The following is a 13,566-nucleotide window of genomic DNA, read 5'->3' as shown; positions in this document are numbered from 1 at the left end:
CTTGGGTGCGTGGGGGCTTGGGGTTCGCGGCGTGCTGTTAGCGCCCCAATGTGGCATTGGGTGCGTGTGATGCACCCAATGTGGCCTTCGGTGCGTGTGACGCACCCAATGTGGCTTTGGGGGATCTCGGCGGGGTCGGCGGGGAGCGGTCCGTGAAGGGCTCCTTGAGGGAATCTAATTCCCTCAAGGAGCCCTTCACGTCCGGCGGGAGGGTCGTGAGGGGAACCTGAGGGACTCTGAGTACGTAAAGGTGGCCCTCACGGACTGTGCGCGAGCTGTCCGAGCGGGTGCTCGGTCGCGTGTCTGGCGGGTTGCGGCAGCGGCCTCGTACGCGATGCGAAGCGGGTTTCTCCCCGGAGTGGCTTCACCGGCCTCGGCATCCCGTCGCCGGGGTTGGCGCGAAGTCTGCAATTGGCTGCCCAGGGGATCAGCCGGGGAGGAGTTCCGCCAGGCGGTGGCGGGGTACGTCCACCAGGCGCAGGTCCGCGAGATCCTCCGGGACGTTCAGTGCTGCGTTCGCTAGGCGGGCGTGGGCGCGGGTCAGTAGCTCGGAAGGGTGATCCACCAGGTCGGCGGCGACGATCGCGTGGCGGTTGTCTGGGGTGCTGCGGAGCAGGCGGAGGCGGTATTTGTCCGCTACCAGTGCGGTGAGCGAAGCTTGCGCGGCCGCGTCCGCTAGGTCGGGGTGGTTGTTCGGCAGCAGCAGCGCCAGGCGGCGGGCGTTCGTGCCCAGCAGGGTGCGTAGCAGCCACGGGCCGGGGTCGGCGGTGAGGTCCATGGCGACCGCGTCGCCTTCTGGGCCGGACGTGGCCCAGCCGACTGGGCGGGTTTCCAGCGCCAGGCCGCCTTCCGAGGCGATTTCCCGTGCGGCGGCCAGGAGGCCTGGTTTCGTGGCCGCCGATTCGACGGATTGCGGGCCGTGGGTGTAGATGGCGGAGCTTCCCTTGCGGGCGAACGACTTCTTCGCCTTCGCGGTGGGCTGGCAGACGTACAAGTCCGCGGCGCTGCCGATTGCTTGCGCGCCGGTATAGCGGTTGAAGTCCGGGAGGATCGCTTCGAAGGTCAGGCCCAGGGTCGCCAGCGAACGCTGCACTTGTGCGCCTAGGGCGGGGTGGCGCGGGCTGTAGCCGTAGGCCAGGAGGATGCGGCCTTCGGTGGGTTCGCGCAAAGCTTGCACCGCACGAGCAGCGAAGAGGCCCATGCCTTCCGGTGTGTAGGGCGGGTCGCTGAAGACCAGGTCTGCTTTGCCGGTTAGTGCGGGAGGCAATCCGACGCGCAGGTCGGCGTGGGCGGTGAAGATGGTGCGTTCTCCGGTGGTGTCCAGGTAGGACAGGACGCGTTCGTCGAGGTCCACTACGGACAGTTCGGCTTCCGGGCATACCGCGCGCACGGCGAGCGAGGTCAGGTCGTGGTCGCCCAGAAACAGCAGCTTGCTGCGGCGGAGGTCGTAGCGAGAGTTCAGCCACAACGCGCGGCGCAGCACGGTCTCCGGGGTCGCTTGCACGTGGTCCAGAGCGGCGAGCGGGGGCGGGACGGCGGCGATTCGTTCGGCCAGCATGGTGAGCAAGGCGGGCTGGGCGGCGACTGCTGCGTCGAGCGGGTCGGCCAGGGGCGGCAGGGAGTACGACGCGTAGGTGTCGCGGGCGTTAGGGGCGATGCGGAGGCCGGCGGGGGAACGTTCGAGGTCCGGTTCCAGGGCCGCCAGGAGGTCTTCGACGCTTCGGCGCGGGGCGGCGGTGAGCCGCACCAGGTCGGCCAGCTCGTACGAGCCGCTGCGCAGCAGGGTGAGCACTTCGTAGAGCGGGCGGACGGCGGCACCGTGTGCGGCGAGGACGTCGTCTAGGGCGGTCACGGGGTCCGAGGGTAGTCGGCCACCCTGCGGGACAGGCTGCCAAGGCCGCGCGAGTCGGCTACCGTCGGACTCTGCACCGGACGTGGGGAGAAGTCTGTGACCATCGAATTCCGAGACGTCGTCAAACGCTATCCGGACGGCACGGTCGCGGTCGACGGCCTTTCGCTCACCGTGGAAGACGGCACGATCACGGTGTTCGTCGGACCGTCCGGATGCGGCAAGACGACCTCGCTGCGGATGATCAACCGGATGGTCGAGCCGACCTCGGGCACGGTGCTGCTGGACGGCAAGGACGTCAGCGACGGCGACCCGGCGGTGCTGCGCCGCGGCATCGGCTATGTGATCCAGCACGCGGGGCTCTTTCCACACCGGACAGTGCTCGACAACATCGCTACCGTGCCGCTGCTGTCCGGATGGGACAAACGCAAAGCACGCGCCCGCGCGGCCGAACTGCTCGAGACGGTCGGCCTGCCGACGGAACTCGGGAAGCGGTACCCGGCGCAGCTGTCCGGCGGGCAGCAGCAGCGCGTCGGCGTGGCTCGCGCGCTCGCCGCCGATTCGCCGGTGCTGCTGATGGACGAGCCGTTCTCCGCGGTCGACCCGGTGGTCCGCGAAGGACTGCAGGACGAGCTGCTGCGGCTGCAATCCCAGCTGGGCAAGACAATCGTGTTCGTCACGCACGACATCGACGAGGCGGTGCGGCTGGGGGACAAGGTCGCGGTGATGCGCGTCGGCGGGAAGCTCGCGCAGTACGGCACTCCGGCCGACGTGCTCCGGCATCCGGTGGACGACTTCGTCGCGTCCTTCGTCGGCCGCGATCGCGGTTATCGCGGGCTTTCCTTCCTTCCGGGCCGCGGCGTCGAGGTGTCGCCCGCCCGCACCGTCGAGCTGGGCAGCAAGATCGACGGTCCGTCGGACGGCTGGCTGCTCGCGGTGAACGACGAGAAGCAGCCGCGCGGCTGGCTGCCGCCGGGCTCCACTGTGGACGGTCCGCTGGCCGAAACCGACCTCGTGGCAGGCGGATCGCTGTACGTGCAGGGCACGCCGATCCGCGGGGCGCTCGACGCGGCGCTGTCGTCGCCGGCCAGCCTCGGCGTCGTGGTGGACGACGAGAACCGCGTGCTCGGGACGGTGGTCGCGCACCAGGTCTTGGATGTAATCGAGGCCTCCCCGCAGGCGTCCTGATGGGCGGCTTCTTCGACGAACTCGGCCGGTACCTGTCGAGCGCCAACAACCGCGGCGAGATCCTCGCCAATCTCCTCGAGAACATCTATCTCGCGCTGGTGCCGCTGGTCGCGGGCATTGTGCTGGCGATCCTGTTCGGCTGGCTCGGACATCGCTGGCGGCCCGCGCGCAGTGTGCTGCTGGTGGTGGGGAATCTGCTGTACACGATCCCGTCGCTGGCGCTTTTCGTGGTGATTCCCGGCATTATCGGCACGAAGATTCTCGACAGCATCAACGTGATCGTCGCGCTGACCATCTATACCACCGCGCTGCTGGTGCGTCCGGTGCTCGACGCGCTGGAAGCCGTGCCGCCGCACATCGTCGCGGCCGCCACGGCGATCGGGTATCGCGAGCCGCGCCGGTTCTTCAGCGTCGAACTGCCGCTCGCGGTGCCGGTGCTCGCGGCGGGGGTCCGGGTGGCGTCGGTGAGCAACATCAGCCTGGTCAGCGTCGGCGCGCTGATCGGGACCGGGGCGCTCGGCGTGCTGTTCACCGACGGGTTCCAGCGGGAGTACTTCTCGCCGATCGTGGTCGGGATCGTGCTGACGATGCTGCTCGCGCTGATCGTCGACCTGCTGCTGGTCTTGCTCCGGAATCTGCTGACGCCTTGGGAGAGAGCGGGTCGCGCGCCGGCCGCGGAGGTGGCGGGATGATCGGCGACGTCTTCACCTGGTTCACCACCGCCGCGAACTGGCAGGGCCCGGCCGGCATCCTCGCCCGGCTCGTCGAACACGTCGGCTACGTCGTGCTGGCGCTCGTCATCGCGCTGGTGATCGCGATCCCGATCGGACTGTTCGTCGGCCACACCGGCCGCGGCGGCGTGGTGCTGGTCGGCGTCGGCAACGCGATCCGCGCCCTGCCGACGCTCGGGCTCGTCACGTTCCTGTTCCTGCTCTTCACCGAAAGCACCACGGCGACGATCATCGGCTTGGTGGTGCTGGCGATCCCGCCGGTGCTGGCGGGCACATACGCCGGTCTGCAAGCCGCCGAACACGATGTCGTGGATGCCGCGCAGGGCATCGGAATGACCGGCTGGCAACGGCTGTGGCAGGTCGAGGTGCCGATCGCGCTTCCGTTGGTACTGGGCGGAATCCGCAACGCGGTGCTGCAGCTGATCGCGACCGCCGCGGTCGCCGCGTACGTCGGTCTCGGCGGCCTCGGCCGGTTCCTGCTCGACGGACTGGCCATTTTGGACTACACCGAGGTCGTCGCGGGCGCGATTCTCACCGCGCTGCTGGCGATCGTGGTCGACCTGCTGCTCGCCGCGGCGCAGCGGGCGTTGGTGCCCAAGGGAGTCCGGCTGGCCGCGCAGGCGGCGTCCGGCCGGGCAGTGGCTGCGGGAGGAGCGGCGTGAAACGGTGGGGGATCCTGGTGGCCGGGCTCGCGCTGCTGGCGTCGGCGTGCGGAAACCCGCTGTCCGGCGGCGGTGAGGGCGGTACGAGCGGCGATATCATCATCGGTGCGTCGGATGTCGGGGAAAGCTCTTTGCTGGCCCAGATTTACGCCGGGGCGCTGCGGAATGTCGGCGCGCACAACGTAACGGTGCGGCCGCCGGTCGGCAGTCGCGAAGTCGTGGTGAAAGCGCTGCAGGACAAATCTTTGTCCGTGGTGCCGGATTACTCCGGGAACCTGCTGCGGTACTTCGACAAGAGTACCCCCGCGACGACATCGGAAGACGTTTACGCGCAGCTCAAGCAGAAAATCCCGCGCGGCTTCGAGGTGCTCGACCAGTCACCCGCGCAGGACAAGGATTTGCTCGTGGTGGGCAAGGAACTCGCGGCCACCGGGGTGAAGACGTTCTCGGACCTGGGACCGCGCTGCAAAGACCTGGTGATGGGCGGGCCCGGGCAGTGGAGCAGCCGGTGGAAAGACCGGATCAAGCAGCTGTACGGCTGCGAATTCAAGGAAATCCGCACGACGGACACCGGCGGCCCGGTCACGGTGGCGGCGCTGAAATCGGGTGAGGTGCAGGTGGCGGACCTGTTCAGCACCTCGGCGACGATCGCGTCCAACGGGTTCGTGCCGCTGGAAGACGACAAACACATGTTCCCGGCGCAGAACATCGTGCCGCTGGTGGCGCGCGGCACGTTGAACGCCGCCGAGACGGCCGCGTTGAACCGGGTTTCGGCGGCGCTGACTACTGAGCAGCTGACTGAGCTGAACGTGCAGTACACGGACGAGAAGCGGAATGCGAAGGATGTCGCGGAGGAGTTCTTGCGGCGGAACGGACTGAAGTCCTCGTGATGCGAACGGCTCAGAGCCGGTCGAAAGCCGCGGCGTAGCGGAATGCTCCGTGGTTTTCCGGGGTGTATGCCGCTAGCGGGAGGGCCTGGAAGTGCGGGGCCCATTCCGGTACCGGCGGCGTGACGCCGAGCTTTTCGGCCAGGACGAAGCCGAAGCGGGAGTAATAGCCGGGGTCGCCGAGCAGCACGATCAGGCCGTAGCCGAGTGCGTTGGCGGCACCGATGGTTGCGTGGACCAGTGCTGAGCCGGCGCCGCTGCGGTGGTGGTCCGGGTGGACGCCCAGCGGGCCGAAGCCGATGGCGGATTCCGGGTCGTCCCCGAGGCGGCCTGGGCTGGAGCAGGCGTGGCCGATCACTTCGCCGTCGCGGAGTGCGACGAGCGAGAGCGCGGGGAGCAGATCGCCGTCGGCGGTGAGTTCGGTGACTAGCTTGGCTTCTGGCATTTCGCCGGTGACGTGCGGGTTGTGGACCCGGAACGCGGCGGTGTGCACGGCGTGGATCGCGGGCGCGTCTGCGGTGGTGGACTGGCGGATCTGCATGTCGCTCAGTTTCCCTGAGCGGAGGCGTGCGCGGAAAATGATTTTGGCGGGCCGCATTAGGGTGGAGGCCCGGGGGCGAGGTGCAGTGGTGCGGTTGGGGGCGAGGGACGGCGATCGGCTGGTGATCGAGGTCCTGGGGCGGATGCACGCGGGGGCGGTCGATTTCTGGGACGGCAACTGGCTTTTCAGCCCGGTCGACCTCGTGGTCGGCGGGTTCACGGCTCGGGTGCCCGCCGGATTGCGGGCCGAGGAATTGCGGAGTTTCCGGAAACAGTTGGCGAAGGCGTACGCCGACTTCGGTGGGGTCGCCCGGCTGACGTCGATGGAGGAGTGGCTCGACCTGACCGTCACCGTGGCCGGGTCCGGTGCTCGGAAGCCCCTGATCAAGCCGCGGCTGTCTGCGGAGCAACCCGTGCCGGGCGGTCGTCTCGCATGAACAACAGGACCACCGCACCCACGAGCGGTCCGGCGGCCAGGGTGAGGAACGCGGAGTAGAACGAGCCCGTCGCGTGGAAAACCGGGCCCACGACGGCGGGCACGATCACGCTGCCCAGTTGCCAGAAAGCGTTCACCGCGCCAGCGGCGGAACCGGCTAGGCGGGCACCGGTCAGGGCGGGGATCATCGCGGCGGTCAGGGGGCTGTAGGCGTACGCGCCGATGCCGAGAATCGGGGCTACCACTAGGAAAGCGCCGTAGCTGCTGAGAGAACCGAAGACCAGCAGGGCGGCGCCGAACAGGACCAAGACGGCGATGATGGGGATTCGCCTGCCCAGGCCGACTTTGTCGGTCAGCCAGCCGATCAGCGGTTTGATCACTACCGCCGTGCCGGAGAAGATGACCAGGACTACCCCGGCCCGGACGGGGTCGATGTGTTCGCCTCGGATCATCAGGGTGTTGGACCACGTGACGAAACCGTAGGTGCCCCACAGGCCGCCGAAACCTGCCAAGCCCAGGAGCAGCAGGTCGCGGTTGCGGAAGAGCGGGCGAGGGTTCGGCAGACCGCGGCGAGGGGAAGCAGCCGCGGTGCCGTTGCGGAGGAAGGCCAGGCACAGCAGGCCGAGCGCGACGGTGACAGCGCCGAAGAGGTGGTACGACACGGGCCAGCCGCTGTTTTTCACGAGCGTGGGCACGACGGCGTTGGCTACGACCGTGCCCAGTGACGTCGCGGTCATGAAGATGCCGCTCGCCAGGCCGTGTTCCTCGGGACGGAACCAGGTGGTGATCAGCTTCAGCCCGGCGGAGAAGTCGACTCCGGCGAACAGGCCCAGCAAAGCTTGCAGGACGAGACCCCAGGCGATTGAGGTGGTTGAGCCGAAGCCGACCATCAGCGCGCCCGCGACCAGGGAGCTGATGCCGAGGATCGCGCGACTGCCCAGCCAGTCGGAGAGGAAGCCGCCGGCGGTGTTCGAGATGACGTAGCCGATGTAGTAGCAGGTGGCGAAGATCCCGAGCGCGGCGAGCGGCACGCCGAGCGAATCGCTGACCGCGGAGGACGCGGGGCCCCACGTGGACCGGTCTACCGAGGTCATCGTGAACACTGCCCAGCAGAGCAGCAAAACGACCCAGCGATAGCGGCTCGGCATGGGCGCTCCTTCGGACCGGGAGGATGATCAGGGAAGGTTCCCGTTACCGAGCGGCGGCGGTCAAGCCAGGGCGCCCTGGCGGTGCAATTCGGCCCGGATCGCGCGGACGTCGTGGGCTCGGCCGTCGACGTACTGGGCGGCGGCGACCCCGGCGGCGTGGCCGGTCGCGAAGGCGGTGCCCATGACCCGGACGGAGGCGTACGCGTCGTCGTCGGAGCTGGTCAGCCGGCCGGCTGCCCAGACGTTCGAGGTGTCGGCGGAGCAGATCGCGCCGTAGGGGAGGTCGTACCAGCCCCGGCCGGCGATCGGTTCGTAGCGGGTGACCCCGGGGCCCGCGTGGTCCTCGATCGGCCAGCCGCAGCGGCCGATGGACGCGTCCGGGCGTTTGCGGGCGGTCCGGACGTCGCGGCCGGTGAGCTGTTCGCGCCCGACCAGGTGGCGGCCCTCGCGGATGCCCAGCTGCGGACCGGTTTCTTCGAGGCGCGCGGACGACCAGCCGGCGAGGTGTTTGCGCAGCGCGTCCAGGTAATGCCACGCCTGCCGACGCGCGTTGGCTTCGTCGCGGCTGAGCGCAGCGGCGTCGAGGACGTCGGTTTGTTCGTCTACGAGCAGGGCGATGACGTCGCGGGTCACCGGAAGGTGCACGGCGATGCCGTAGTCGCGAGCCAGCTGGACGCCGGTTTCCCGTTCGTACGCGGCGACGGCGGCGCGCAGGCCCTCCCGGGACAGGTCGGCGTCTTCGGGGACGCCGGAGAAGCGGCAGACGAGCGTGCTGGTTTGCCGGTCGCTCAGCGGGGCGATCCGGACGGCGGCGCCGGCGGCGGCCAGGAGCGCGCCGTCGCCGCTGGCGTCGACGAACGCACCGGCGGTCACGCGTTCGAGGCCGCCGCGATGGTGCAGTGCGACCTCGGTGACGACGCCGTGGGTCCGCTTCGCGCCGATGAGCTTGGTGTGCAGGAGGACGTCTACGCCAGCGTCGGCGGCCAAGTCGTCGTAGACCAGTTTCGTGGTTTCCAGGTCGAGCAGGACGATCTTGTTGCCCGTCCAGCCCATGGTCTTTTCTTCGTAGGCACCGCGGTGGCGCAGCCGCCGCAGCACCTCCTCGCCGACGCCCGCGACGACCTGCTGTCCGGTCTGGTCGAAGAAGCCGCAGAGGGTCAGCACGGAACTGATCGTCGCCGCGCCGCCCAGGTACGGGTACTGCTCGACCAGCAGCACCCGTGCCCCGGTCCGCGCCGCCCCGGCCGCGGAGGCGATACCCCCAGCACCGCCTCCTACGACGACGACGTCGTAGTGCACTCCAGCCCTCCTCGGGTGTTTGCGAACCAGTCAACTGGGTACGGCGAGGAGGCCGCCACTGCCGTTCCGGCACCCCGGGCATACCCGGAAGGTATAGCTATGAGTAAGAGAAAGTATGAAAGTCATACAAGTTGGCGTACGCTCAGGGCCATGGACACGAAGGCAGCCGGATACCGGCGCAAGGTCAACACGATCAACCGGGTCATCACCGCCCTGCAGCGCGCGGGGCTCGCGTTCGGGCCGATGGAGCTGCTCACCGTCCCGGGGCGGCGCAGCGGCGAACCGCGGACGTTTCCGTTGGCAGTATTGAAAGTCCAGGGCGGGGAGTACCTGATCCAGGCGTTCCCGAAGGCGGCCTGGGTGGCGAACGTGCGCGCGGCCGGGGAGGGGACGCTGTCGCGGGGCCGGCGGTCGCGGCGGGTGCGGTTCGCGGAGGTGCCGGTCGCGGAGCGGGGGCCGGTGCTGCGGGAGGTGGTGGCCGACGGGCCGCCGAGCGTGGGGAAGCGTTACGTGACGACCGGGCTGGCGGAGTCGCCGACGCCGGACGGAGTGGCGGCGGCCGCGGCGAAGATCGCGGTGTTTCGGGTGGAAACGGTCTGAGAACGGCGAAGGCCGCCGCGGGAACGAATCCCGCGGCGGCCTTCGATGGAGACGAGGATCAGTCGAACGCCTTGGCGATCAGCGCCTTCTGCTCGACCTCGTGCACCTTGGACGAACCCGCCGACGGGGCGGCCATCGGACGCCGCGCCACCACGTCGAGCCCGCCGAAGAACTCCGGGAACTTCCGCGGCAGGTTGAGGCCGAAGAACGGCCACGCGCCCTGGTTTTCCGGCTCTTCCTGGACCCACGCGATCTGCTGGGCGTTCGTGTAGCGCTCCACCGCGGCCAGCAGCTTCTTCTTCGGCAGCGGGTAGTACTGCTCGATCCGCACGATCGCGACGTCGTCCGCGCCGCGCTTCTCGCGCTCGGCCACCAGCTCCCAGTAGAGCTTGCCCGAGGTGAGCAGCACCTTGCGGATCTTCGCCGGGTCCTGCGTCGCGTCGTCGATCACCGACATGAACCGGCTCTGGCCGGTGAAGTCCTCGACCGACGAGGTCGCCGCCTTGTTCCGCAGCATCGACTTCGGGGTGAAGACGATCAGCGGACGCTGGATGCCGTCGAGGGCGTGCCGGCGCAGCAGGTGGAAGTAGTTCGCCGGGGTGGACGGCACCGCGACGGTCATCGACGCTTCCGCGCACAGCGACAGGAACCGCTCGATCCGGCCGGACGTGTGGTCCGGGCCCTGGCCCTCGTGGCCGTGCGGCAGCAGCAGCACGACGTCCGAGCGCTGGCCCCACTTGGCCTCGCCGGAGGAGATGTACTCGTCGATCACGGTCTGCGCGCCGTTGACGAAGTCGCCGAACTGCGCTTCCCACATCACCAGCGCGTCGGAGTTCGCCACCGAGTAGCCGTACTCGAAGCCGACGGCCGCGTACTCCGACAGCGCCGAGTCGTAGATCATCACGCGGCCCTGGCCGTCGGCCAGGTGCTGCAGCGGCGAGTACTCCTGGCCGTTCTTGCGGTCGATGAACACCGAGTGCCGCTGGGTGAAGGTGCCGCGCCGGGAGTCCTGGCCGGACAGCCGCACGAGACGGCCTTCCAGCGCCAGCGACCCGAACGCGAGCAGTTCGCCGAACGCCCAGTCGATGCCGCCCTCGCGGGACATCTTGTGGCGGCGCTCCATGACCGGCTTGACCCGCGGGTGCGGGGTGAAGCCCTCGGGCAGGTTGACGAACGCGTCGCCGATCTTCTCGACGACCTCGCGCGACACGGCGGTGGCGACCTTCGCCGGGATCTGCTGCTCGCCCTCGACCGACGGGCTCGCCTTCGCCGGGTGCCGCTCCAGTTCGCGGACCTCGTTGAAGACGTGCTCGAGCTGGCTGGAGAAGTCGCGCAGCGCGGCCTCGGCCTCCTCGACGGAGATGTCGCCCCGGCCGATCAGCGATTCGGTGTAGGTCTTCCGGACCGAACGCTTCGAATCGATGATGTCGTACATCGCCGGCTGCGTCATCGACGGGTCGTCGCCCTCGTTGTGCCCGCGGCGGCGGTAGCAGACCAGGTCGATCACGACGTCCTTGTGGAACGCCTGGCGGTAGTCGACCGCCAGCTTCGCGACCCAGTACGCGGCCTCCGGGTCGTCGCCGTTCACGTGGAAGACCGGCGCGCCGATCATCTTCGCGACGTCGGTGGCGTACTGGCTGGAGCGCGAGTGCTCCGGCGCGGTGGTGAAGCCGACCTGGTTGTTGACGATGACGTGCACGGTGCCGCCGGTGCGGTAGCCGCGCAGCAGCGCCAGGTTCAGGGTCTCGGCCACGACGCCCTGGCCCGCGAAGGCCGCGTCGCCGTGCATCAGGACCGGCAGCACGGTGTAGCCCTCGCCGCCCTTGTCGAGGATGTCCTGCTTGGCGCGGACGATGCCCTCGAGGACCGGGTCGACGGTCTCCAGGTGCGACGGGTTGGACGCCAGCGACACCCGGGTCTCCCCGTCGCCGAACATCCGGAAGTACTTGCCCTCGGCGCCGAGGTGGTACTTCACGTCGCCGGAACCGTGCGCCTGGCCCGGGTCGAGGTTGCCCTCGAACTCCTGGAAGATCTGGCTGATCGGCTTGCCGACGATGTTCGCCAGCACGTTCAGCCGGCCGCGGTGCGGCATGCCGATGACGACCTCGTCGAGCTCGTGCTCGGCGGCCTTGTCCAGGATGGTGTCGAGCAGCGGGATCGCGGTCTCGCCGCCCTCCAGCGAGAACCGCTTCTGGCCGACGTACTTGGTCTGCAGGAAGGTCTCGAACGCCTCGGCGGCGTTGAGCTTCGACAGGATGTACTTCTGCGCGGACGGCTCCGGCTTGCTGTGCCGGACCTCGACGCGCTCCTGGATCCAGCCGCGCTCCTCGGGGTCGAGGATGTGCGTGTACTCCACCCCGACCGTGCGGCAGTACGAGTCGCGCAGCACGCCGAGGATGTCGCGCAGCTTCATCCGCTCGCGGCTGGAGAAGTCGCCGACGGCGAACTCGCGGTCCAGGTCCCACAGGGTCAGGCCGTGGCTGAGCACGTCCAGGTCGTGGTGGCTGCGCTGGCGGTAGTTCAGCGGGTCGGTGTCGGCCATCAGGTGGCCGCGCATCCGGAACGCCTCGATCAGCTCCATGACGCGCGCGGTCTTGTCGACCGGGCCGTCCGGGATGTCGGCGACCCAGCGGATCGGCTCGTACGGCAGCCGCAGGCTGGTGAAGACGTCGTCGTAGAAGCCGTCCTCGCCGAGCAGCAGTTCGTGAATGCGCTTTAGGAACTCGCCGGACTCCGCGCCCTGGATGATGCGGTGGTCATAGGTCGAGGTCAGCGTCATGATCTTGCTGACCGCGAGGTCGACCAGGGTCTTCTCGCTGGTGCCCTCGAACGACGCCGGGTACTGCATCGCGCCGACGCCGATGATCGCGCCCTGGCCCGCCTGCAGCCGCGGCACCGAGTGGTTGGTGCCGATGCCGCCCGGGTTGGTGAGCGAGATGGTGGTGCCCGCGAAGTCGTCCGCGGTGAGCTTGTTCGTGCGGGCCTTCTTGACGATCTCCTCGTAGGCCTGCCAGAACTGCATGAAGGTCATGTTCTCGGTGGCCTTGATCGAGGCCACGACGAGAGTGCGGGAGTCGTCCTTGCCCTTCATGTCGATCGCGAGGCCGAAGTTCACGTGCTCCGGCGTGACCGCGAACGGCTTCCCGTCGATCAGCTGGTAGTGCCGGTTCATGTTCGGGAAGTCCTTCAGCGCCCGCACCATGGCGTAGCCGATGAGGTGCGTGAAGGAGATCTTGCCGCCGCGGGTGCGCTTGAGGTGGTTGTTGATGACGATGCGGTTGTCCGCCATCAGCTTCGCCGGCACGGCGCGCACGCTGGTCGCGGTCGGCACGGCGAGCGAGGCGTCCATGTTCTTGGCGATCGCCGCCGCGGCACCGCGGAGCTGCTTGGATTCCGGGGCGGTCTTGGCCGGAGCGGGCTTCTCGGCCGGGGCGGCCTTCGCGGCCGGCGCGCTCTTGGCGGCCGGGGCCTTCGCCGCCGGAGCCTTGGCGGCGGGCGCCTTGGCCGCGGGGGCGGCCGAGGACTTCGCGGCCGGCGCGGGCTTGGCCGCGGGGGCCGGAGCGGAGGACTTGACCTCTCCGTTCTCTCCCGCCTGCGTGCCGTTGCCGCCCGGAGTGGGCTTGTAGTCGGCGAAGAAATCGTGCCAGGCGGCGTCTACCGACTGGGGGTCCGCGAGAAACCGCTCGTACATTTCCTCGACGAGCCACTCATTGGCACCGAACTGCGATGCGGGACTGCTGCTGGCCACGGCTGGCTCTCGCCTCTATCCATTCTCGATCCGATATCACAAGCATCTGCTGACCGCCAGGCTAGTCCCCTGCCGGTGGCCGGAAACACGCCACCTGGACGCTCGTGAGACACGTCATTGTCTGGATCGGTTGAGAGGCCCAGCCTGACAGACAGCAGGGCCCACCGTACGCGTCGCCCGGACCGATCGCCGCCACCTCGGCCGGGTTGGGGTGATTCCGGCCACATCCCCGGCCCGGGCCGCCGCCGGTGCGGCTGGGCGCGGTGGGCGCCGGGTTGGTCCGGACCATGCGGTCCGGCTTCCTGGTGGCCGGGGCTCATGCGGGGGTGGACGGCTTGCCGGACCCGGGGCGGGGGCATTCCGGGGGCTTGGCTGTCGGCGAGGACACGGCGGTCGGTGAGGCGGATTGGTGTCGTGCTGTCCGCCGCGGCCACCGGGTGCCCCGAAGCGGCTCGCGCGAAGGATGTGTCATTCGTCC

General features: G+C 69.1%; 11 protein-coding genes. 6 read left to right on the top strand and 5 right to left on the bottom strand.

Translation table 11 applies throughout. The annotated features are described in order from the left end of the window. Positions 1-427: 427 nt before the first annotated feature. Positions 428-1,852 (bottom strand): bis-aminopropyl spermidine synthase family protein, encoded by a 1,425-nt coding sequence (locus tag SSMG_RS31890; RefSeq protein ID WP_009082926.1) that lies wholly within the window; start codon positions 1,850-1,852, stop codon positions 428-430. 96 nt (positions 1,853-1,948) lie between these two features. Between SSMG_RS31890 and SSMG_RS31885 the strand changes: the two genes are divergently transcribed. From SSMG_RS31885 to SSMG_RS31870, 4 genes are read left to right on the top strand one after another with little or no spacing between them, the layout of a single operon-like run. Continuing rightward, positions 1,949-3,037: an ABC transporter ATP-binding protein gene (locus SSMG_RS31885; protein WP_009082925.1), complete on the top strand. Its 1,089-nt coding sequence runs from the start codon at positions 1,949-1,951 to the stop codon at positions 3,035-3,037. Then, the gene (locus tag SSMG_RS31880; protein WP_009082923.1) at positions 3,037-3,729 is read left to right on the top strand and encodes an ABC transporter permease; all 693 of its coding nucleotides are present in this window, start codon (positions 3,037-3,039) and stop codon (positions 3,727-3,729) included. The genes SSMG_RS31885 and SSMG_RS31880 overlap by 1 nt, the downstream gene beginning before the upstream one ends. Further along, a complete protein-coding gene (locus SSMG_RS31875; protein ID WP_009082922.1) occupies positions 3,726-4,430 on the top strand; it encodes an ABC transporter permease in 705 nt (234 codons plus the stop codon). Before SSMG_RS31880 ends, SSMG_RS31875 begins: the two co-directional genes overlap by 4 nt. Further along, a complete protein-coding gene (locus SSMG_RS31870; RefSeq protein WP_009082920.1) occupies positions 4,427-5,320 on the top strand; it encodes an ABC transporter substrate-binding protein in 894 nt (297 codons plus the stop codon). Before SSMG_RS31875 ends, SSMG_RS31870 begins: the two co-directional genes overlap by 4 nt. Before the next feature lie 10 nt (positions 5,321-5,330). On the opposite strand, the gene SSMG_RS31865 is transcribed toward SSMG_RS31870, so the two are convergent. Beyond that, positions 5,331-5,858: a GNAT family N-acetyltransferase gene (locus SSMG_RS31865; protein ID WP_037715521.1), complete on the bottom strand. Its 528-nt coding sequence runs from the start codon at positions 5,856-5,858 to the stop codon at positions 5,331-5,333. Positions 5,859-5,946: 88 nt separating this feature from the next. Here SSMG_RS31865 and SSMG_RS31860 point away from each other — a divergent pair, with 88 nt between their 5' ends. Further along, the gene (locus SSMG_RS31860; protein WP_199786035.1) at positions 5,947-6,294 is read left to right on the top strand and encodes a hypothetical protein; all 348 of its coding nucleotides are present in this window, start codon (positions 5,947-5,949) and stop codon (positions 6,292-6,294) included. Here SSMG_RS31860 and SSMG_RS31855 read toward each other — a convergent pair. Beyond that, positions 6,242-7,441, bottom strand: a complete 1,200-nt coding sequence (locus SSMG_RS31855; protein WP_009082916.1) for an MFS transporter — start codon at positions 7,439-7,441, stop codon at positions 6,242-6,244. The genes SSMG_RS31860 and SSMG_RS31855 overlap by 53 nt on opposite strands. Before the next feature lie 60 nt (positions 7,442-7,501). Continuing rightward, positions 7,502-8,740, bottom strand: coding sequence for an FAD-dependent oxidoreductase (locus SSMG_RS31850; RefSeq protein ID WP_037715518.1), 1,239 nt, complete (start codon positions 8,738-8,740; stop codon positions 7,502-7,504). A gap of 150 nt (positions 8,741-8,890) precedes the next feature. On the opposite strand from SSMG_RS31850, the gene SSMG_RS31845 reads away from it, so the two are divergent. Further along, positions 8,891-9,340, top strand: coding sequence for a nitroreductase family deazaflavin-dependent oxidoreductase (locus SSMG_RS31845; RefSeq protein WP_009082912.1), 450 nt, complete (start codon positions 8,891-8,893; stop codon positions 9,338-9,340). Between the two features lie 58 nt (positions 9,341-9,398). Here SSMG_RS31845 and SSMG_RS31840 read toward each other — a convergent pair whose 3' ends face one another. Next, the gene (locus tag SSMG_RS31840; protein WP_009082910.1) at positions 9,399-13,088 is read right to left on the bottom strand and encodes a multifunctional oxoglutarate decarboxylase/oxoglutarate dehydrogenase thiamine pyrophosphate-binding subunit/dihydrolipoyllysine-residue succinyltransferase subunit; all 3,690 of its coding nucleotides are present in this window, start codon (positions 13,086-13,088) and stop codon (positions 9,399-9,401) included. Positions 13,089-13,566 lie beyond the last annotated feature (478 nt).

The sequence above is a fragment of the Streptomyces sp. AA4 genome (genome assembly GCF_000158875.1).
Classification (GTDB): domain Bacteria; phylum Actinomycetota; class Actinomycetes; order Mycobacteriales; family Pseudonocardiaceae; genus Amycolatopsis.
This window is presented reverse-complemented; position numbering and strand designations above follow the sequence as displayed.